Source organism: Flavobacterium sp., assembly GCF_035760125.1.
Classification (GTDB): Bacteria; Bacteroidota; Bacteroidia; order Flavobacteriales; family Flavobacteriaceae; genus Flavobacterium.
In genome coordinates this window covers 1-19,471 of record NZ_DASTTN010000078.1, presented here as the reverse complement: position 1 = coordinate 19,471, position 19,471 = coordinate 1, and the positions used below count along the sequence as shown (strand labels likewise).

Here is a 19,471-nt window from a genome sequence, read left to right as displayed (position 1 = left end):
ATATGGAGGAGGTTATGGTTATGGCTATGGTTATGGAAACGGGAATTATTCAAATGGATATCATGAGGTTGAAAAGAAAAAAAGTTTAATAGAAAAATTAGTAAGAAAGAAAAAATAATTGCATCTGTTTTAAAAATAATTAAAAAATGACAGAAAACAGTAAAATGAAAATACTAATTACAGGAGGAGCAGGATTTATTGGATCTAATCTATGCGAGTATTTTTTATCGAAAGATTACAAAGTAGTTTGTTTGGATAATTTTGCGACAGGTCATCGTCATAACTTAAAAGATTTTATTGAGGATGATAATTTTAGTTTGATAGAAGGAGATATACGGAATTTAGAAACATGTCAACAAGCAGTACAAGGGGTTGATTATGTATTGCATCAAGCTGCATTAGGTTCAGTACCCAGATCAATAAATGACCCAATTATAACCAATGATGTCAATGTTTCTGGTTTTTTGAACATGTTAGTAGCTTCAAGGGATGCCAATGTAAAACGATTTGTATATGCGGCTAGTTCTTCAACTTATGGAGATTCTGAGGGATTGCCAAAAATAGAAGAAGTTATTGGGAAGCCACTTTCTCCTTATGCAATTACAAAATATGTAAATGAGTTATATGCTGAAATTTTTAGTAGAACTTACGGGTTGGAAACAATTGGATTGCGTTATTTTAATGTATTTGGTCGGAAACAAGATCCCAATGGAGCTTATGCGGCTGTCATTCCAAAGTTTGTCATGCAATTGATGCAACATGAGAGTCCAACAATAAATGGAGATGGAAATTATTCAAGGGATTTTACATATATCGATAATGTTATTCAGATGAATGAGTTGGCAATGGTTACTAAAAATCCAGAAGCAGTGAATACAGTTTATAATACCGCTTATGGAGATCGTAAGACATTAAATGATTTGGTAGGTTACTTAAAAACTTTTTTAGGTGAATACGATCCAAAGATTGAACATGTAGCAATTGAATATGGTCCGAATAGAGCTGGTGATATTCCTCATTCATTAGCCAGTATTGATAAGGCTAAAAGAATGCTGGGATATAATCCAAAATTTTCCTTGGAAGAAGGGCTGAAGGAAGCTGTGGGTTGGTATTTGAAAAATCTTAAAAAAAAATAGAATAGAGAAAATAGAATAACGATATGGAAATTACAAAAATTTGTTGCATCGGGGCGGGATATGTTGGTGGGCCAACTATGGCTGTTATAGCACAAAAATGCCCTCACATTCAAGTTACAGTTGTTGATTTGAATACAGAAAGAATTTTAGCATGGAATGATGAAAATACCGACAATATTCCAATTTATGAACCTGGTCTAGATACCATTGTCGCTGAAGCTAGAGGAAGAAATTTGTTTTTTTCTACGGAAGTAGATAAAGCAATAGATGAAGCCCAAATTATTTTTATTTCCGTAAATACACCCACGAAAACATACGGAAAAGGAAAAGGAATGGCTGCTGATTTGAAGTATATCGAATTGTGCGCTAGGCAAATAGCTAGAGTTTCTAAAAGCAATAAAATTGTTGTAGAGAAATCTACTTTACCTGTACGTACAGCTGAGGCTATAAAGAGTATTCTTGATATGACTGGAAATGGTGTTCAGTTTCAGATATTGTCGAATCCAGAATTTCTTGCTGAAGGTACAGCAGTTCAGGATTTATTGAGTCCAGACCGTATTTTAATAGGTGGAGATTCTACAGAAGAAGGACAAAAAGCGATTCAAGCTTTGGTTGATGTTTATTCGAATTGGGTGAGTTCAGAGAAAATATTGACTACTAATGTTTGGTCCTCGGAGTTATCAAAATTGACCGCGAATGCTTTTTTGGCACAAAGAATATCTTCTATAAATGCAATGTCTGAGCTTTGTGAAAAAACAGGTGCCGATGTTAATGAAGTAGCTAAAGCTATAGGTATGGATAGCCGAATTGGACCTAAATTTCTAAAAGCTTCGGTTGGATTTGGAGGTTCTTGTTTCCAAAAAGATATTTTGAATCTGGTTTATATCGCAAAATCATATGGATTGAATGAAGTAGCCGATTATTGGGAGCAGGTTATTATTATGAATGATCATCAAAAGCGTCGTTTCTCAAATAATATAGTACAAACTCTTTACAATACTGTTGCCGATAAAAAGATTGCATTTTTGGGTTGGGCATTCAAGAAGGATACAAATGATACAAGAGAATCAGCTGCAATATATGTGGCAGATGATTTGATTAACGAACAAGCAAAAATTGCGGTATATGACCCGAAAGTGTCTCGCAAAAAAATTCTTTTAGACTTGGATTATATAGAAACGAGAGCTGCAGAGGAAAATGCAAATAGTATTATTACTTTTGATGATCCATATTTATCTTGTGAAAAAGCACATGCTATTGCGGTACTTACTGAATGGGATGAGTTTGTAAAATATGATTGGCAAAAAATATATGATAGCATGCAAAAGCCAGCCTTTGTTTTTGATGGAAGAAATATCTTGAATAAAAAAGAATTAGAAAAGATTGGTTTTGTGTATCAGGCTATCGGTTCTTGATGGATTCAAAATGCATTTAAAAGGCTTCTAAAGCAGCTTTTTTTAAATGCATTTGATATCACCAAAAACAGTGATTTTTTATATGTAATTATGATTTTATAAAAGATTTTTATTGACTATGAGTTGTTTACAATTTTGGTTAATAAAAATCTTTTTTTTTGGCTGTAATAGGTTTTTTTTGATAAAATTGGAATCTTATTTTTAGTATCTTTGTTGGCTAAATTTACTTCAGAACTAAAAGTTATATTCTGAAAATTTATTTTTATAAATAGGGCTTTTAAGGTCAACAATAGTTTAAGAAATTGAATAAAAACATAAAAATTGCAGTAATAGGTTTGGGTTATGTTGGTTTGCCTTTGGCTCGATTGTTTGCTACCCAATTTTCTGTTGTAGGATTTGATATCAATGTAACAAGGGTTGAAGCATTAAAGTCTGGAACAGACAGTACCCTCGAAGTTGATGATGTAACTTTGCGAAAAGTGTTGGTTCCAAAAACTAGTGACGAAAAAGGGTTATATTGTACTTCACAAATTGTCGATATAGCTGATTGTAATTATTACATTGTTACTGTCCCTACTCCAGTGGACAAAAATAATCGCCCTGATTTAATTCCATTATACAAGTCTAGTGAAACTGTCGGTTCTGTTTTGAAAAAAGGAGATATCGTTATATATGAGTCGACAGTTTATCCAGGTGTTACTGAAGAGGAGTGTGTGCCTGTTTTAGAAAAAGTTTCGGGATTGAAATTCAATGTTGATTTTTTTGCAGGCTATTCTCCAGAACGAATCAATCCAGGAGATAAGGAACATACAGTAGAGAAAATTTTAAAGATAACTTCAGGATCCACACCTGAGATTGGGCAAAAAGTAAATGAATTGTACCGATCAGTTATTGTAGCAGGGACACATCTTGCTCCATCCATAAAAGTAGCAGAAGCGGCAAAAGTAATCGAAAATTCCCAACGTGATATAAATATTGCTTTTGTTAATGAATTAGCCAAAATCTTTAATCTATTAGATATTGATACTGCTGCAGTACTTAAAGCAGCGGGTACTAAATGGAATTTTTTGCCTTTTAAGCCAGGTTTAGTTGGCGGACATTGTATAGGGGTTGATCCGTATTATTTAGCCCAAAAGGCACAAGAAAAAGGCTATCACCCTGAAATAATTTTGGCAGGGCGTCGCTTGAATGATAGTATGGGTGAATATGTAGCTTCACAAGTTGTGAAGCTAATGATTAAAAAAGGAGTGACCATCAATGGTGCCAGTTTGTTGATGTTGGGTATTACTTTTAAAGAAAATTGCCCCGATGTTCGGAATACCAAAATAGTTGATGTAATTAAGGCATTGGAAGACTATGGAATTCAAGTTACTATTTTTGATCCTTGGGCAAATCCGGTAGAGGTGCAACATGAATATGGTATAAAAATGGTAAATGAGGAACCAAGTACTACTTTTGATGCAGTTGTTTTGGGTGTGGCTCACACCGAATTTATAAATCTTGATATCAATTTATTAAGAAATACATCCAGTATATTGTATGATGTCAAAGGAGTTTTGACTGATGGTGTGGATGGAAAATTATAAAAATAAAGGTTGTTGGTTGTCGGATGTTTGGTTGGTAGAAAAAGAAAAAAGTGAACAGAGAAAAAAAGAGAGCAAATAATATAGAAAACTGGAAATATAAAATATGAAAAAGATACTTATTACAGGAGGAGCGGGATTTATTGGTTCACATGTCGTAAGACGATTTGTGAAAAATTACCCTCATTACCAAATTTTTAATTTGGATGCCTTAACATATGCTGGGAATTTAGAAAATATCAAGGATATTGAAAAAGAATCTAATTATACTTTTGTAAAAGGAGATATAACCGATGAAAGTTTCATAAATGAGTTGTTTGAAGAACAACAGTTTGATGGAGTAATTCATTTAGCAGCCGAATCACATGTGGATCGCTCTATCGAAGATCCTTTAGCTTTTGTTAAGACCAATGTGATTGGAACGATGAATTTATTGAATGCAGCCAAAAAACAATGGTTAGGAAACTCTGAAGGGAAGCGTTTTTACCATGTGAGCACTGATGAAGTTTATGGTTCACTAGGTGCTAAGGGCTTATTTACAGAGACTACGGCTTATGATCCTAATTCACCATATTCAGCATCTAAAGCAAGTTCGGATCACTTTGTGAGAGCCTATGGGGAAACGTACGGATTACCTTATGTGATTACCAATTGTTCAAATAATTATGGACCCAATCATTTTCCGGAAAAATTAATTCCATTGTTTATTAATAATATTATAAATAATAAGCCTTTGCCAGTTTATGGAGATGGGAATTATACCAGAGACTGGTTATTTGTAAAAGACCATGCCGTTGCTATTGACTTGGTTTTTCACGATGGGAAGAATCATGAGACCTATAATATTGGAGGATTTAATGAATGGAAAAATATAGATTTGGTTAAAATGTTATGCCAAATCATGGATCAAAAGTTAGGGAGAACTATAGGCGAATCGGCTCAATTAATTACATATGTAAAAGACAGGCCTGGTCACGATTTGCGTTATGCCATTGATGCCTCGAAAATAAATACCCAATTGGGGTGGAAGCCATCGGTAACTTTTGAAGAAGGATTGGAAATTACCATTGATTGGTATTTGAATAACCAAGATTGGTTGAACAATGTGACTTCTGGTGCTTATGCATCTTATTATGAGAAGCAGTATTCTTGATAAGAATTTTAGATTTCAGAATGCAGATTTTAGATTTTTAAGGTCAATAAGAGAAAAAATATGAACTGGTACGTAGTTTATACCAAGCCCAAATGGGAAAAGAAAGTTGCGGAACGGTTAACTGAAGTTGGGATTACAGCCTATTGTCCTTTGATAACTAAAGTAAGTCAATGGTCAGATCGTAAAAAGAAAATTAAGGTGCCATTGTTTAATTCCTATATTTTTGTTCAGATTAGTGAAAAGGAACGAAATTTTATTTTTGAAGTTCCTGGTGCTATACGGTACTTATTTTGGCTTGGAAAACCTGCCGTTGTAAAAGAAAAAGAAATTCAGGCTATTCAAAATTGGTTGGACGTGCCGGACATTTTTGAAGTGATGGTGGACAAATGGCAAAAAGGAGATAAAATTATATTAGAATCAGGGCCATTTGAAGCACAATCGGCCATAGTACAGGAGGTAAAACATAATCATTATGTACTTGTCTTGGAGTCTTTAGGTTGTATTCTTAAAGTTGAAAAAAAAATAAAATGATTTGTTTTCATTAGCAAGAGAAGTCGTAAATAAGTTTTTTAGTTTTTAATGTATTGATATATAAGGCTTTTTTTAGTTGTAATTTTAATTTTAACTTCAGTATAAAAGCACAAAATCTGTGTTGAAAAAAGAAAGGAAAATCCTTTTTTTTAGTATAAATTTGCAAATTCTTAGAATTCAGTGAACCATAATGGGACTCACTGTAGCGAAGCTATGTAAATTCACTAAACTTTTATAAACTTAAGAAGAAAATATATAAAATTTAGAAATAAAGAGTGAAATAGTTAGTTTAAATAGAATTTAAAACTGCAATATCCAAAATAGTATCTACATATGAAAAAAATAATTACTGTAATTGTCCTTTTAATTGCTCTTTTTCAGAGTTCTTCTATGATGGCCCAAGATATTTTAAAAGGGAATGATTTGAGTAGCGTAAGAGTAGATTATTTGTCAGACGGAGATATAGCAAAGATAAAATCGCAATTGCAAAGCAATAAAATCACAATTGATCAAGCGGAGTCAATAGCTTTATCTAAAGGGATGAGTGCTACAGAATTTGCTAAACTAAAAAAACGTTTGGCATTTTCTGAAGATACTAAAGGAGTAATAGATAAAAAAAATATCAAAAAGAAATCAAAAGATTCTGATTCGGAATATGAAGAGAATAATTATGAAGATGATATTCGAAAGCAAGAAAAAATTGAGAACAATAAAGTTAAAGACAGTCTGAATTCACTTGTTTTTGGATCCGAGTTGTTTGATAATCCAACCTTAAATTTCCAGCCCAATTTAAAATTAGCAACGCCTGTAAATTATGTTTTGGGACCTGGTGACGAATTGCAAGTGAGCGTAAATGGTGTTCAAGAGTTTGATGACAATGTACCAGTAACAGTGGAAGGAAAAGTAAATATTCAATATGTTGGCCAGATTTCAGTATCGGGTTTAACTATTGAAGCGGCTACTCAAAAAATAAAAGGAGCCGTTGCTCGAATTTATAGTTCTGTTCGCTCTGGTCAATCTCAAGTTGCTGTAAGCTTAAGTCGTATTCGAACAATCAAAGTCACAATTATTGGAAGTAAGCAACCAGGTAATTATTCTATTTCATCTTTAGCCACAGTGTATAATGCCTTGTTTTTAGGGGGTGGACCAGGAAAAAACGGAAGTTACAGAAACATTGAGTTGATTCGAAACAATAAGGTATATAAGAATATTGATATTTATCGTTTTTTGGTTAGTGGAAATCAATCCGATAATGTCGGATTGAAGGATAATGATGTCATTCGTATCCCGGCGTACACAAATAGAGTAACTATAGAAGGAGAAGCAAAACGTCCTGGAATTTTTGAAATGAAAAAAGGGGAGCATTTCTCCGATTTATTAAATTTTGCTTCAGGATTCAATGAATTTGCATATACAGCTTCAGTAAATGTTTTGCAAAAAACAGGAAAAGAATTTAAAGTTGCCGACATACAGGCGGCACAATATGATAGCTATATTCCTTTGAATGGAGATGTGTATCGTATTTCTAAAATTTTAAATCGGTTTGAAAATCGAATTATAATTGACGGAGCTGTTTTTAGACCCGATACTTATTCTTTCTACCCAGGGATGCGAGTTTCTTATTTGATTAAGCAAGCAGAAGGATTGAAAGAAGATGCCTATCTTAAAAGAGCCAGAATCATTCGGTTAAAGGAAGATTTAACGACTGAGATTGTGAATGTTGATTTGGTTAAAGCAATGAATGAAGATGCTAGCGCTAATATCGAATTAAAAAAAGAAGACAGAATTACCGTGTATTCTATTTTAGATTTCAAAGAAGAATATAAAGTAACTATTGACGGTGAAGTTAAAAAGCCAGATGTGTATGATTATCAAGATAATTTGACATTAAACGATTTGATCATTGCGGCAGGAGGATTAACAGGATCAGCATCTAAGCGTGTTGAAATTGCGAGAATGATTCGTGCTGAAGCAATAGATGACTCAAATCCCAATAAAGTCGAATTATTTAATATTGAAATTACTCCCGATTCGAATGAACAATCGACTAATTTTGAGTTGAAACCTTTTGATGTGGTCAATATAAGAAAGATGGCAGTTAATGAAAAGCCGGAGATGGTTACGATATCTGGATCGGTCGCTTATCCTGGTAAATATGTTTTGGCCAGCAAAAAAGAGAAGATATATGATGTTGTCAAAAGAGCGGGTGGGCTTACATCATTGGCTAGCTTGAACGGGATAAAAATAAAAAGGCCTATCAAAAAAGACCAAATAGAAGATATAGAAAATGTAAGTCTGAATTTGGGCAAGAAGGATAGCATTCAAAACAAATTAGAAAGGAAATTAAAGGAAGATTTGAAATTTGCTACTATTCCAGTAGACTGGGGTAAAGTGACAAAAAATCAAAACAGTAGCGCGAATGTGACTTTGTTACCGGGTGACGAAATTGATGTTTCACCTTTTAATGAGACAGTTAAAGTGGCAGGAAATGTGCTTTTGACTTCAGAGATTCCTTATAATAAAAACAAAGGGTTTGATTATTATTTGGATGCAGTTGGTGGTATAGATGCTAAAGGATGGAGAAATAAAACTTATATCATTTATCCAAACGGACAAGCCGCAGTATCACATAAAGTTTTATTATTTTTTAGGTCTAACCCAAAAGTAGTGCCGGGTTCACAAATTGTGGTACCAGAAAAACCAGAAACACAAAAGATGAGTGCTGCACAATGGGTAAGTATTGCTTCGGTATTAGTGAGTATGGGAGTTCTTTTGGTAACAGCTTTTAAATAGGAGAATACAGATTTTAGATTTCAGAAACCAGATGACACACAAGCGATAACCGATAACCGATAACGGAAATATGGAAGAACAAAACCCTAAGGACGAAATATCCTTAAAAGAGTTATTAGAGAAAGTCAAGGAATGGTACGCTTATCTGTTATCTCAATGGAGAGTTATTGTTTTGGCAGGAGTAATTGGGGCCGCTTTGGGGTTGACTTATTCTTTTATAAAAAAACCAGTTTATACTGCAACATTAAGCTTTGCCTTAGAAGATGAAAAATCGAGTGGAGGATTAGGTGGTGCACTTGGATTAGCTAGTTCTTTTGGTATTGACCTTGGAGGAGGAGGTGGTAGTATATTTACCGGTTCTAATTTGACCGAATTGTTCAAGTCTAGAACGATGGTAGAACAAACTTTAATGACCCCAGTAATAGTAAACGGGAAGGCAATTTCGTTGGCGGAAATGTATATTCAAAATAATGAATGGAGGGAGAGCTGGGATGACAATCCGAAGTTCAAGAACATAAAGTTTTTGCCCAATACTAAACGTAAGTATTTCACGAGGGTTCATGATAGTATTTTGGGTGTGATTTATCAGAATTTATCAAAGTCATCTTTATCAGTAGCCCAAAGAGATAAAAAGATTGACATTATTTCGATGGATGTGGCTTCCACCAATGAATTGTTTTCCCTTTATTTTTGCGAGGCATTGGCCAGACAGGTTGGTAAATTTTATGTTGATACCAAAAGTAAGAAGGCACGCATGAATATGGAAATATTGGAACGTCAAACAGATTCTATCCGTACTGAATTGAATTCAGCCATTACAGGTGTGGCCGTTGCCACTGACAATACCTTTATGTTGAATCCAGCACTTAATGTGCGCCGTGCGCCTTCTGCCCGCAGGCAAGTGGATGTACAAGCTAATACTGCTATATTGACCGAATTGGTTAAACAATTCGAATTAGCCAAAGTAACAGTGCGTAAGGAAACACCTTTAATACAGGTTATTGATCGTCCTATTTTACCCTTACCCAATGATAGGATTGGTAAAGGATTGGGTATTATTTTTGGAGGTCTTTTGTTTGGAATTTTGATGACATTATTCTTATCCTTAAGGAAGATATTGTTTCATTAAAATTTGGTTGTAGCTTAGTTTTTTCAAGTATTGATTTGATAAAATTAACTTTGAATTAAATAATATTCAAATGACGATTAATGTTTTAAGCAATAAAATTAAAAATTAAAAGATAAATGAAAATATTAGTTACTGGAGCTGCCGGTTTTATTGGCTATCATTTGGTTAAAGCTTTGCTTAAAAATGAAAATGAAGTTGTTGGAATAGATAATATTAATGATTATTATGATATTAATTTAAAGTATTCCCGTTTGAAGGAATCTGGAATTGATAGTACATTGATAACAGAAAATAAAGAGTTAATAAAAAGTAGTATTTACTCTAATTATAGTTTTGCGAAGATTGATATTACTGACTTAATACGATTAGAAGAGTTATTCAAGCAAGAAAAATTTACTCATGTTGTAAATCTTGCGGCTCAAGCGGGCGTTCGTTATTCATTAGAAAACCCTCATACCTACATTCAATCCAATATTGTTGGTTTTGTTAATTTGTTAGAATGTTGCCGTAAAAATAAAATTGAGCATTTCCTTTATGCGTCGAGTTCATCGGTTTATGGAGCGAATTCTAAAATTCCATTTTCTGAAGAAGATCGAGTTGATCAACCAGTTAGTTTATATGCTGCCACAAAGAAAAGTAACGAATTAATGGCATTTTCTTATAGTCATCTTTACAATTTGCCAACTACGGGACTTCGTTTTTTTACCGTTTACGGACCTTGGGGAAGGCCAGATATGGCACCCATGCTTTTTGCAAATGCAATAACAAAAGGGGAGTCAATAAAGATTTTTAATAATGGAGAAATGCAACGTGATTTTACTTATATTGACGATGTTGTTGAAGGTATAATTCGATGTATTGCTGTTTTACCAAGAAGTGAACCAAAAGCAGATGTTTTTAATATAGGGAATTCTAAACCTGTAAAGTTAATGGATTTCATATCTACCTTGGAAGATTGTATAGGTAAAACAGCTTTGAAGCAATTTTTACCCATGCAAGATGGAGATGTAAAAATTACATATGCCGATACTTCGTTAATTCAAATCGAAAAAGGATATAGACCAAATTCTGATTTGAAAGAAGGAACCAATAGATTTATAAAATGGTTTAGTATTTATTATCAGAGGTAAGTTTTAAAATAATTGTTGTATTGATTATAAATGAATTTATATTTATTTAGAATATATTTTGAGAAGTGCTTTTTTGCTTAAATTTTTTTAACAAGATTTATTAAATCATATAATTTACTTTTAATATAAATTTCACGAGTGTGTAGCTAACATATTTTTTTTAAATTATTATTTATTGATCAGTTTTAGAATTCTATGCTGTTTTTTTTTAAAATCATATGTGAATAGTGTAAAAGAAAAGGTCGTAAATAAATGAATAACTTAAAAAAAAAAACTGTAAAAGGGGTAAGTTGGAGTGTAATTGATAATATTGCTAATTCAGGAATTACTTTTTTGGTAGGTGTAATTCTTGCGAGAATTCTTAGTCCTGAAGAATTTGGTCTATTGGGAATGATAGCCATTTTTATAGCTATGTCTAATTCTATTATTGAGAGTGGCTTTTCTAGTGCTTTGATTCGGAAAGTTGGAGCTAAGCCAGTTGATTACAATACCGTTTTTTATTTTAATATTTTTTTAGGAATTATTCTATATATTATTCTGTTTTTTTGTGCACCATCAATAAGTAATTTTTTTGATGAGCCCCTTTTAGTTTCGATTACCCGAGTAATGGGTTTTATTTTAATAATTAATGCTTTTGGTATAGTTCAGAGAACTTTATTAGTTAAAGAAGTTGATTTTAAAATGCTAACTAAAATCTCGTTTATTGCTTCAATTCTAAGTGGTTTTGTAGGTGTTGGAATGGCCTTAAGAGGATTTGGTGTCTGGAGTTTAGTAGGACAACAGATGTCGCGACAGTTATTTAATTCAATTTTTCTTTGGGTGTTTAATACATGGCGCCCAGCCATGGAGTTTTCCAAACAGAGTTTTGATGAACTTTTCGGATTCGGATCAAAATTATTAATATCTGGATTGATTGATACAATTTATAAAAATATTTATTATTTGGTTATTGGTAAATTGTATTCCTCTTCTTTGTTGGGCCAATATACACGAGCAGATCAGTTTAATTCTATTTTTTCCAGTAATTTGACATCTGTTGTGCAACGTGTGAGTTATCCAGTTTTATGTAGCATTCAAGATGATGAAGAAAAGTTAAGACAGGTTTATAGACGTGTAATAAAGACTACTATGTTAATCACTTTTTCTTGTATGTTGGGAATGGCTGCAGTTGCGAAACCATTAATTTTGTTATTAATTGGGGAAAAATGGTTGCCTTCAGTCGTCTTTTTACAAATTATTTGCTTTTCAGGAATGCTTTACCCTTTGCATGCAATCAATCTGAATATGCTTGAAGTAAAAGGACGTTCCGATTTATTTCTTAAATTAGAGATAATGAAAAAAATAATTGGTATTTTCCCAATAATTCTTGGAATATTTTGTGGAATTGAGTTTATGCTTTTGGGTGGGGTATTAATGTCTTTTTTAGCTTATTTTTTGAATAGTTACTATTCTGCGGAACTTATAAGTTATAGTACCTGGCAGCAAATTAAAGATATATTGCCTTCATTTTTAGTTTCATTATTTGTTGCGACGATTATGTGGAGTATTAGTTATTTAGGGTTTTCAGTTTGGATTACTCTTCCATTGCAGTGTTTCATAGGGGTTATCCTGGCTGTTATAATTTATGAATTTATGAAATTACCAGAGTATTTAGAATTAAAAGAGATTGTTCTTTCAACAATAAAAAGAAAATAATTTAGAAAATAAAATGATTAACGTAACAAAAACATTTTTCCCACCTATAAAAGAATATAATGAGCAAGTTCAACGAATTTGGGATAATCAATGGTTAACTAACCGAGGAGCTTTAGTAGTGGAATTGGAAGACAAATTAAAAGAATACCTTTCTGTTTCTAAAATTATTTTGATGAATAATGGAACGATTCCACTTCAAATTGCATTGAAGGTTTTAGGGAATAAAGAAGAAATTATTACAACACCTTTTAGTTATGTAGCCACGACAGCTGCGATAGTTTGGGAAAACTGTACTCCAATATTTGTAGACATTCATCCAGAGTATTTAACAATTGATGAGACTAAGATTGAAGCTGCTATAACTAGTAAAACTACTGCAATTTTGGCGACTCATGTTTTTGGTAACCCGTGTCATATAGAAGCGATAGAAGCTATTGCCAAAAAACACAACCTTAAAGTAATTTATGATGCGGCTCATTGTTTTGGAGTAAGGTATCAAGGGAAATCTATTTTTGAATATGGTGATGTGAGTACCTGTAGTTTTCACGCCACTAAATTGTTTCATACCGGAGAGGGAGGGGCTTTGTTTTGTAACGATGAGGCATTGAAAGTAAAAATGTTTTATAGTCATAATTTTGGACATAATGGACCTTTAACGTTTCATGGTTTAGGCATAAACGGAAAAATATCCGAACTGCAAGCTGCAATGGGCCTATCTGTACTTCCTTATATGGGAAAAATCATAGAAAGCAGGAAAAAAGCTGTTGACTCGTATAACAGAAATTTAGATTTTTCTAAATTGAGAGGAATGAAACTCAGAGAAAACACAAACTGGAATTATAGTTATTATGCTGTAATTTTCGACACGGAAGAAAAATTACTTGAAGTTCAAAGAGCATTAAATGAGGAACAAATATTTCCAAGACGTTATTTTTTCCCTTCTTTAAATACGATTGAATATGTAAAAGATGCTAAAATGCCTGTTTCAGAAAGTGTTGCTTCTCGAATAATGTGTTTACCTTTGTCTTTTGGAATGGATGAAAATGATATAAATAAAATATGTTCAATAATAAATAAAAATTAATATGGAAATTAAAACTTTTTTGGACAATTTCGTCGATATCTTAGACGATACAAATGCAAATTTAGTACAAGCAGAAACAGTTTTTAGGGATCTCGAGGAATGGGATTCGTTAACGGCTCTATCTTTAATTGCTATGGCAGACGAAGAATATTCAGTAAAATTAACAGGTGATGATATTAAGTCTTCAACTACTTTGCAAGATATATTCGAAATAATTAGCAATAAAGCGTAGTAGAAATGGCAACTTTCTCAATTAATGATATAGCAATAAAAGGTATTTCTTGTTGCGTTCCTAAAAATACGGAACGTAATATAGATCTAGATATATTGACTCAAGAAGAAATTCAAAAATTTATTGAAGCAACTGGTGTTGAAGAGAGACGCATTGTTCCTAAAGAAATTTGCACTTCTGATTTATGTTGCGAAGCTGCCAAAAAGTTAATTAAGGATTTAAATTGGCAAAAAGAGGAAATAGAAATTTTAGTTTTTGTTTCTCAAACCGCCGATTACATTTTACCAGTTTCAGCAGCTATACTCCAAGATAGATTAGGTCTTTCAACAAACTGTATTGCTTTTGATGTGCCTTTAGGCTGTTCTGGCTATGTTTACGGAATATCTATAATTGCGAGTATGATGCAAGCTACTGGAATAAAAAAAGGATTGCTTTTGGCAGGAGATACCATAAGTAAAATCATATCCAAATCTGACAAAAGTACGTTGCCACTATTTGGAGATGCCGGAAGCGCAACAGCTTTGGAACTAAAAAAGAACTCGGCAGAAATGATGTTCGATTTGGGTTCAGATGGGTCAGGATTTAAAACTATAATCATTCCTGATGGAGGTTCTAGGAATAGAATAAATAATGATTCTCTTCAAGTTGAAAAGTTTGAAGGAGGAATTGAGCGTAGTAGCTGTGATTTGGTTTTGGACGGTATGGATGTCTTTGGTTTTGGGATTTCGCAAGGTCCAAGAACGGTTAATAGTTTGCTTAATAAATTCGATATAAATAAAGAAAAGATAGATTATTATGTTTTCCATCAAGCTAATATGATGATGAATAAAATGATAGCCAAGAAATTAAAACTTCCAATTGAGAAAGTGCCGTTTTCGTTGAAAAATTTCGGTAATACTTCTTCCGCTACAATACCATTAACCATTGTGTCCGAACTGAAAAGTAAGATAGAAGGGAAACAAACTGATTTGTTGATGTGTGGTTTTGGTGTTGGTTTATCTTGGGGAACTATGTTGGTTAAGAATTGTGAAATTGATTGCCTGGATTTAATAGAGTTGTAAAAATGATAACATTAAAAGATAAGAATATATTAGTTACAGGAGCTTCTTCTGGAATTGGAAGACAGATTGCTATTACTGCTTCTGAGTTGGGAGCATGTGTGACTATTATTGGTAGAAATGTAGAGAATTTACAAGAAACAATTTCATTACTGAAAGGTGATGGACATAAAATGTTTTCTGTGGATATTTCAGTAACTGATGATTTAGAAAAATTAATTTTAGGTAGTTCTTCATACGATGGAGTGGTTTTTAATGCAGGAGTAGTGGAATATTTACCGGTTAAATTTTTAAACCCTTCGAAAATTGATTCTGTTTTTTCTGTGAATTTTGAAAGTAATGTAGTTCTTAGTCAGAAATTAATTAAAAATAAGTTACTAAATAAAAATGGGTCTTTGGTTTTTGTGTCTTCAATATCTTCAAAATTAGGTGTTCCTGGCACGGCAATGTACTCCGCATCTAAGGCGGCACTTAGTTCTTTTTCAAAAGTTTTGGCATCAGAATTGGCTTCTCAAGGGATAAGGTCAAATAGCGTTTGTCCAGGAATTGTTAAAACTGCTATGACTGATAAGGCCAGCGATGTAGTTTCTGAAGAAGAACTAAAAAAGTCAGCTTTGGAATACCCATTAGGATATGGGGAACCTGTTGATGTAGCGGGATTAGTTATGTATTTATTAAGTGATATTAGTAAATGGATGACAGGTTCGGATTTAATTATTGACGGAGGCTTTACTTTAAAATAAAAATTCATGAATTCAAATATACCTGCTTTTCACTATTTCGATAATGAAATATTTTCACAAGAAAGTGATAAGTTATTTAAGAGAATATGGCATTTTGCTGGGTTTAAATCTGATTTCTTGAACGATAATGACTTTGTTACTCTTAAAATTGCAAATACACCAATTGTAGTTCAAAATGTTCGAGGAAATGTTAAGTCATTTTTGAATGTTTGTTCTCATCGATTTTCAATAATCCAGCAAGATAAATCGGGCAATAGACCAATGGTATGCCCTTATCATGGTTGGGCTTATGATAAAGATGGAATTCCAAGTGGAATTCCTAAAAAACCATTGTTCAAAAAATTCACTAAGGACGAACTCTGTGAAATGAAACTTAAAGAATTTAAGGTTTCATTTTGTGGTGATTTGTGTTTTGTGTCATTAATTGATGATGTCGAGCCACTCCAAGATTTTTTAGGTGTTTTCTATGAAGAATTAGAGACGATGTCTCTTTCACTGGGAAATAGAATTGATGTTAACTCTATGGAAATTGAGGCGAACTGGAAAGTAATTGTAGAGAATACACTTGAAAGTTATCATGTAGGTTTAATACATTCAGAAACACTTGCTAAATTAGAGCCATCGGGTTTGGATTTTTGTTTTGACAAAAGTAATTCTAGTTGGACTAGTAATTTGAATATAGCAAAAGACAAAGGAGGGTATAAAAAGATAGATAAGTATTTTTCGCCAAGAGAATATGATATTGAAGGGTATAAGCATATTTTGGTTTTTCCAAACTTGCTAGTGTCTAGTACGCATGGTGTCTCTTTTAACTATTCTTTAGTTGAACCGATTAATCCAGATGTGACAAAATTTACAAGTTATGTTTTTACAGCAGCGACAGACTCAATTCCAACTCCAATTATCATTAAAGCTTTTGAAGAATCTTTAATAAATTTTAATCGACAGGTTTTTGAAGAGGATAAGGCTGTTTGTCAACTTGTTCAGCAAGGAGCAAAACATACTCATTTATCAGGTAAGTTATCTGATGAAGAAGAAAGAGTGCATCATTTTCAAAAAACATATTTAGGATACTTAAACAATGAAAGCTAATATAAAAGCGATATCGTATTATTTACCAAAGAAAATTCTGTCTAATGAATTGATTAATCAAGAGTTTCCGGAATGGGATATTGAAAAAATCAGTTCAAAAACGGGTATTAGTTCCAGGCATATAAGTGCTGTTGATGAATTCTCTTCGGATATGGCTGTAAAAGCCGCCGAAAAGCTATTTGTAGAATACGATATCAATAAATCTGAAATTGATTTTTTATTGTTTTGTACGCAAAGTCCTGATTATTTTTTGCCTACGACAGCTTGTATTCTGCAAGAACGATTGGGTTTAAACACAGGTATAGGAGCTCTAGATTTTAATTTAGGATGCTCGGGTTTTGTTTATGGATTAAGTCTTGCAAAAGGTTTAATTGCTGGTGGAATGGCAAAAAATGTACTATTGATTACGTCAGAAACCTATACAAAGTTCATACATCCAGAAGATAAAAGCAATAAAACTATTTTTGGGGATGCTTCCGCAGCCACTTTGATTAGTAATGAAGACGGATTCTGTTCTATAGGAGATTTTATTTTTGGAACGGATGGGAAAGGAGCGGAAAATTTAATAGTAAAACAAGGCGGAATGCGTTTTCCTGTTTCAAATGAGAACGATGATGTCACTGATGAGTTTGGGAATGTTAGGAATGATAAAAACTTATTCATGAATGGAACGGAAATTTTTAATTTCACAGGGGAATTCGTTCCAAAATTGACTCATGCCATATTAGAAAAAAATAACTTAACGATGGAGCAAGTTGATTTGTTTGTTTTTCATCAAGCCAATAAGTATATGCTTAATCATTTGAGAAAAAAAATTGGGATTCCTGAGAGTAAATTTTTTATAGCTATGCAGCATTGCGGGAATACTGTTTCTTCTACAATTCCAATTGCCTTATATGAAGCTCAAAAACAATCAATGTTTATAGATAAGAAAAACCTAATTATAGCTGGTTTTGGAGTAGGTTATTCATGGGCAGCCTGTAATTTGATATTAAAATAATGAAAAACTTAATAATAATAGGTGCTAGGGGATATGGTCGTGAGGTTTGTAATCTAGCTAAGCAATGTGCTGGGTATAACAAAGACTATGTAGTAAAAGGATTTTTGGATGATAAAGTTGATGCTTTAGTTGGATTTAATGATTATCCAGAAATTATTTCTTCTGTAGAAGAGTATGAAATTCAAGAAAATGATGTGTTTACTTGTGCGCTAGGAAGCGTAAAATGGAAAAAACATTATGTTGAATTGATTTTATCTAAAGGGGGTAAGTTTATTAATTTAATTCATCCTACATCTATATTCAATTCGAATGTGCAATTTGGTAACGGACTAATTGTTTTTATGTATTCGAATATCAGTAATGATTGTACTATTGGTGATTTCGTTACTATACAAGGTTTTGCAGGAATAGGTCATGATTCTAAAATTGGTAGTTGGTCACACCTTAATGCTTATAGCTTTATGGGAGGTTTTGCAGTACTGGAAGAAGAAGTTTGTTTAAATACTAGAGCTACTGTTTTGCCACATATTACTGTACGAAAAGGAGCTACTGTTGGAGCGTGTAGTTTAGTTGTAAAAAATGTAAAAGAAAATACAACTGTTTTTGGTGTTCCCGCATTAAAATTAAAATTTTAATTAATGAAAGAAGTTGAGAATTTGGTACTTTCAGTTGATATGATTACTTATAAACATGAAAATTATATAGCTGAAGCTATTGAAGGGGTATTGATGCAAGAAACTAATTTTGAGTTTGACTTGATTATTGCCGATGATTGTTCTCCTGATCGGACTCAAGAAATTGTTGAAGAAATTATTAAAGTACATCCAAAAGGATATAGAATTAAGTATTTTAGACACGAAAAGAATATTGGAATGGATGCTAATGCAAGATTTTCAGTAGGCAATTGTAAGGGGAAGTATTTTGCAATGTGCGAAGGCGATGATTATTGGACTGATCCAAATAAGTTACAAAAACAAGTGGATTTTTTGGAAGAAAATAATGATTACGCATTAGTGTTTACAGATTTAGATTTTTATTATCAAACATCAGGTGTTTTTAAAAGAAGTATTTTTCAAAAAAAGATAAAGCCTTTATATTATTCATTTGAAGAACATTTGGTACATGCTGGATTTTTAGCGCCCTGTACTTGGTTATGTAGAAAAGAATTTGTTCCAACTTTCACTAAAAAATATACGGATGGAACATTTCCATGGCTTTTAGATGTATTAGCAAACTCTAATATTAAATTTTTTAATGATACTACAGCAGTTTATCGTATTTTAGATGAAAGCGCCAGTCATTCTGGATCAATCGAGAAGAGATATAATTTTGCAAAAGGTGTATTTGAAATACAAAAAGAATATTTGGAAAAATACAATCAACCAATTGAACTTAGAAATGATGTATATCGTAAAGCTTACGCGAAATTATTACCTAGTGCAATAGTTTTAGGATATGATTCCTTCATCGTAGAAGCCCAACTGTTTTTTGGGCAAAACCAACTGTTTTTAAAAGAAAAATGTCTGTATCAATTAAGTTTTTTTAAAAATTCTAAGCATCTTTTTAAGATTTTATATAGGCTTAAAGGTAAAAAATGATTTTTTAAAATGTACCGGTCTGTTTGTATAGTTTTATTAAGATATAAGCAGTTTTAAAGGACTGTATTAGTTTAGAAAATATGTTAGTTAAAAAATAAA

17 protein-coding genes are annotated in these 19,471 nt (G+C 32.6%); all 17 read left to right on the top strand.

The genetic code is table 11. The features are described 5' to 3' along the window. The first annotated feature begins 164 nt into the window (after positions 1 to 164). The 17 genes from VFS71_RS03250 to VFS71_RS03170 all read left to right on the top strand — a co-directional run bounded on the left by VFS71_RS03250 (position 165) and on the right by VFS71_RS03170 (position 19,372). On the top strand, positions 165 to 1,136 hold the full coding sequence (locus VFS71_RS03250; RefSeq protein ID WP_326399350.1) for an SDR family oxidoreductase: 972 nt from the start codon (positions 165 to 167) through the stop codon (positions 1,134 to 1,136). Between the two features lie 23 nt (positions 1,137 to 1,159). Beyond that, a complete protein-coding gene (locus VFS71_RS03245; RefSeq protein ID WP_326399349.1) occupies positions 1,160 to 2,551 on the top strand; it encodes a UDP-glucose 6-dehydrogenase in 1,392 nt (463 codons plus the stop codon). 302 nt (positions 2,552 to 2,853) lie between these two features. After that, positions 2,854 to 4,137 carry a nucleotide sugar dehydrogenase gene (locus VFS71_RS03240; RefSeq protein ID WP_326399348.1) on the top strand — a complete coding sequence of 428 codons (1,284 nt, stop codon included), beginning with the start codon at positions 2,854 to 2,856 and terminating at the stop codon, positions 4,135 to 4,137. A gap of 103 nt (positions 4,138 to 4,240) precedes the next feature. Continuing rightward, a complete protein-coding gene (rfbB, locus tag VFS71_RS03235) occupies positions 4,241 to 5,287 on the top strand; it encodes a dTDP-glucose 4,6-dehydratase (RefSeq protein WP_326399347.1) in 1,047 nt (348 codons plus the stop codon). A gap of 60 nt (positions 5,288 to 5,347) precedes the next feature. Continuing rightward, positions 5,348 to 5,818 (top strand): UpxY family transcription antiterminator, encoded by a 471-nt coding sequence (locus VFS71_RS03230; RefSeq protein ID WP_326399346.1) that lies wholly within the window; start codon positions 5,348 to 5,350, stop codon positions 5,816 to 5,818. A 333-nt stretch (positions 5,819 to 6,151) separates the two neighbouring features. Beyond that, entirely contained in the window at positions 6,152 to 8,611 is a 2,460-nt protein-coding gene (locus VFS71_RS03225; protein WP_326399345.1) for an SLBB domain-containing protein, read from the top strand. 70 nt (positions 8,612 to 8,681) lie between these two features. Then, positions 8,682 to 9,740, top strand: a complete 1,059-nt coding sequence (locus tag VFS71_RS03220) for a Wzz/FepE/Etk N-terminal domain-containing protein (protein ID WP_326399344.1) — start codon at positions 8,682 to 8,684, stop codon at positions 9,738 to 9,740. A 116-nt stretch (positions 9,741 to 9,856) separates the two neighbouring features. Continuing rightward, positions 9,857 to 10,870, top strand: a complete 1,014-nt coding sequence (locus tag VFS71_RS03215) for an NAD-dependent epimerase (protein WP_326399343.1) — start codon at positions 9,857 to 9,859, stop codon at positions 10,868 to 10,870. Between the two features lie 252 nt (positions 10,871 to 11,122). Continuing rightward, on the top strand, positions 11,123 to 12,565 hold the full coding sequence (locus tag VFS71_RS03210; RefSeq protein WP_326399342.1) for a lipopolysaccharide biosynthesis protein: 1,443 nt from the start codon (positions 11,123 to 11,125) through the stop codon (positions 12,563 to 12,565). Positions 12,566 to 12,578: 13 nt separating this feature from the next. Beyond that, the gene (locus tag VFS71_RS03205) at positions 12,579 to 13,649 is read left to right on the top strand and encodes a DegT/DnrJ/EryC1/StrS family aminotransferase (RefSeq protein ID WP_326399341.1); all 1,071 of its coding nucleotides are present in this window, start codon (positions 12,579 to 12,581) and stop codon (positions 13,647 to 13,649) included. 1 nt (position 13,650) lies between these two features. Continuing rightward, positions 13,651 to 13,881, top strand: a complete 231-nt coding sequence (locus VFS71_RS03200) for a phosphopantetheine-binding protein (protein WP_326399340.1) — start codon at positions 13,651 to 13,653, stop codon at positions 13,879 to 13,881. A 5-nt stretch (positions 13,882 to 13,886) separates the two neighbouring features. Beyond that, positions 13,887 to 14,942: a ketoacyl-ACP synthase III gene (locus VFS71_RS03195; RefSeq protein ID WP_326399339.1), complete on the top strand. Its 1,056-nt coding sequence runs from the start codon at positions 13,887 to 13,889 to the stop codon at positions 14,940 to 14,942. Positions 14,943 to 14,944: 2 nt separating this feature from the next. Then, complete coding sequence (locus VFS71_RS03190) at positions 14,945 to 15,682, top strand: SDR family oxidoreductase (RefSeq protein ID WP_326399338.1); 738 nt, start codon at positions 14,945 to 14,947, stop codon at positions 15,680 to 15,682. A 6-nt stretch (positions 15,683 to 15,688) separates the two neighbouring features. After that, complete coding sequence (locus VFS71_RS03185; protein WP_326399337.1) at positions 15,689 to 16,774, top strand: aromatic ring-hydroxylating oxygenase subunit alpha; 1,086 nt, start codon at positions 15,689 to 15,691, stop codon at positions 16,772 to 16,774. Next, positions 16,764 to 17,774: a ketoacyl-ACP synthase III gene (locus tag VFS71_RS03180; protein WP_326399336.1), complete on the top strand. Its 1,011-nt coding sequence runs from the start codon at positions 16,764 to 16,766 to the stop codon at positions 17,772 to 17,774. Before VFS71_RS03185 ends, VFS71_RS03180 begins: the two co-directional genes overlap by 11 nt. Then, positions 17,774 to 18,409 (top strand): acetyltransferase, encoded by a 636-nt coding sequence (locus VFS71_RS03175; RefSeq protein WP_326399335.1) that lies wholly within the window; start codon positions 17,774 to 17,776, stop codon positions 18,407 to 18,409. Before VFS71_RS03180 ends, VFS71_RS03175 begins: the two co-directional genes overlap by 1 nt. A gap of 3 nt (positions 18,410 to 18,412) precedes the next feature. Beyond that, positions 18,413 to 19,372, top strand: coding sequence for a glycosyltransferase (locus tag VFS71_RS03170; protein WP_326399334.1), 960 nt, complete (start codon positions 18,413 to 18,415; stop codon positions 19,370 to 19,372). Positions 19,373 to 19,471: the final 99 nt, after the last annotated feature.

Bases quoted from the DNA above. Each gene is read 5' to 3' on its own strand.
- VFS71_RS03250 (WP_326399350.1), top strand. From the start codon at position 165: ATGAAAATACTAATTACAGGAGGAGCAGGATTTATTGGATCTAATCTA.
- VFS71_RS03245 (WP_326399349.1), top strand. From the start codon at position 1,160: ATGGAAATTACAAAAATTTGTTGCATCGGGGCGGGATATGTTGGTGGG.
- rfbB (WP_326399347.1), top strand. From the start codon at position 4,241: ATGAAAAAGATACTTATTACAGGAGGAGCGGGATTTATTGGTTCACAT.
- VFS71_RS03230 (WP_326399346.1), top strand. From the start codon at position 5,348: ATGAACTGGTACGTAGTTTATACCAAGCCCAAATGGGAAAAGAAAGTT.
- VFS71_RS03225 (WP_326399345.1), top strand. From the start codon at position 6,152: ATGAAAAAAATAATTACTGTAATTGTCCTTTTAATTGCTCTTTTTCAG.
- VFS71_RS03220 (WP_326399344.1), top strand. From the start codon at position 8,682: ATGGAAGAACAAAACCCTAAGGACGAAATATCCTTAAAAGAGTTATTA.
- VFS71_RS03215 (WP_326399343.1), top strand. From the start codon at position 9,857: ATGAAAATATTAGTTACTGGAGCTGCCGGTTTTATTGGCTATCATTTG.
- VFS71_RS03210 (WP_326399342.1), top strand. From the start codon at position 11,123: ATGAATAACTTAAAAAAAAAAACTGTAAAAGGGGTAAGTTGGAGTGTA.
- VFS71_RS03205 (WP_326399341.1), top strand. From the start codon at position 12,579: ATGATTAACGTAACAAAAACATTTTTCCCACCTATAAAAGAATATAAT.
- VFS71_RS03200 (WP_326399340.1), top strand. From the start codon at position 13,651: ATGGAAATTAAAACTTTTTTGGACAATTTCGTCGATATCTTAGACGAT.
- VFS71_RS03195 (WP_326399339.1), top strand. From the start codon at position 13,887: ATGGCAACTTTCTCAATTAATGATATAGCAATAAAAGGTATTTCTTGT.
- VFS71_RS03190 (WP_326399338.1), top strand. From the start codon at position 14,945: ATGATAACATTAAAAGATAAGAATATATTAGTTACAGGAGCTTCTTCT.
- VFS71_RS03185 (WP_326399337.1), top strand. From the start codon at position 15,689: ATGAATTCAAATATACCTGCTTTTCACTATTTCGATAATGAAATATTT.
- VFS71_RS03180 (WP_326399336.1), top strand. From the start codon at position 16,764: ATGAAAGCTAATATAAAAGCGATATCGTATTATTTACCAAAGAAAATT.
- VFS71_RS03175 (WP_326399335.1), top strand. From the start codon at position 17,774: ATGAAAAACTTAATAATAATAGGTGCTAGGGGATATGGTCGTGAGGTT.
- VFS71_RS03170 (WP_326399334.1), top strand. From the start codon at position 18,413: ATGAAAGAAGTTGAGAATTTGGTACTTTCAGTTGATATGATTACTTAT.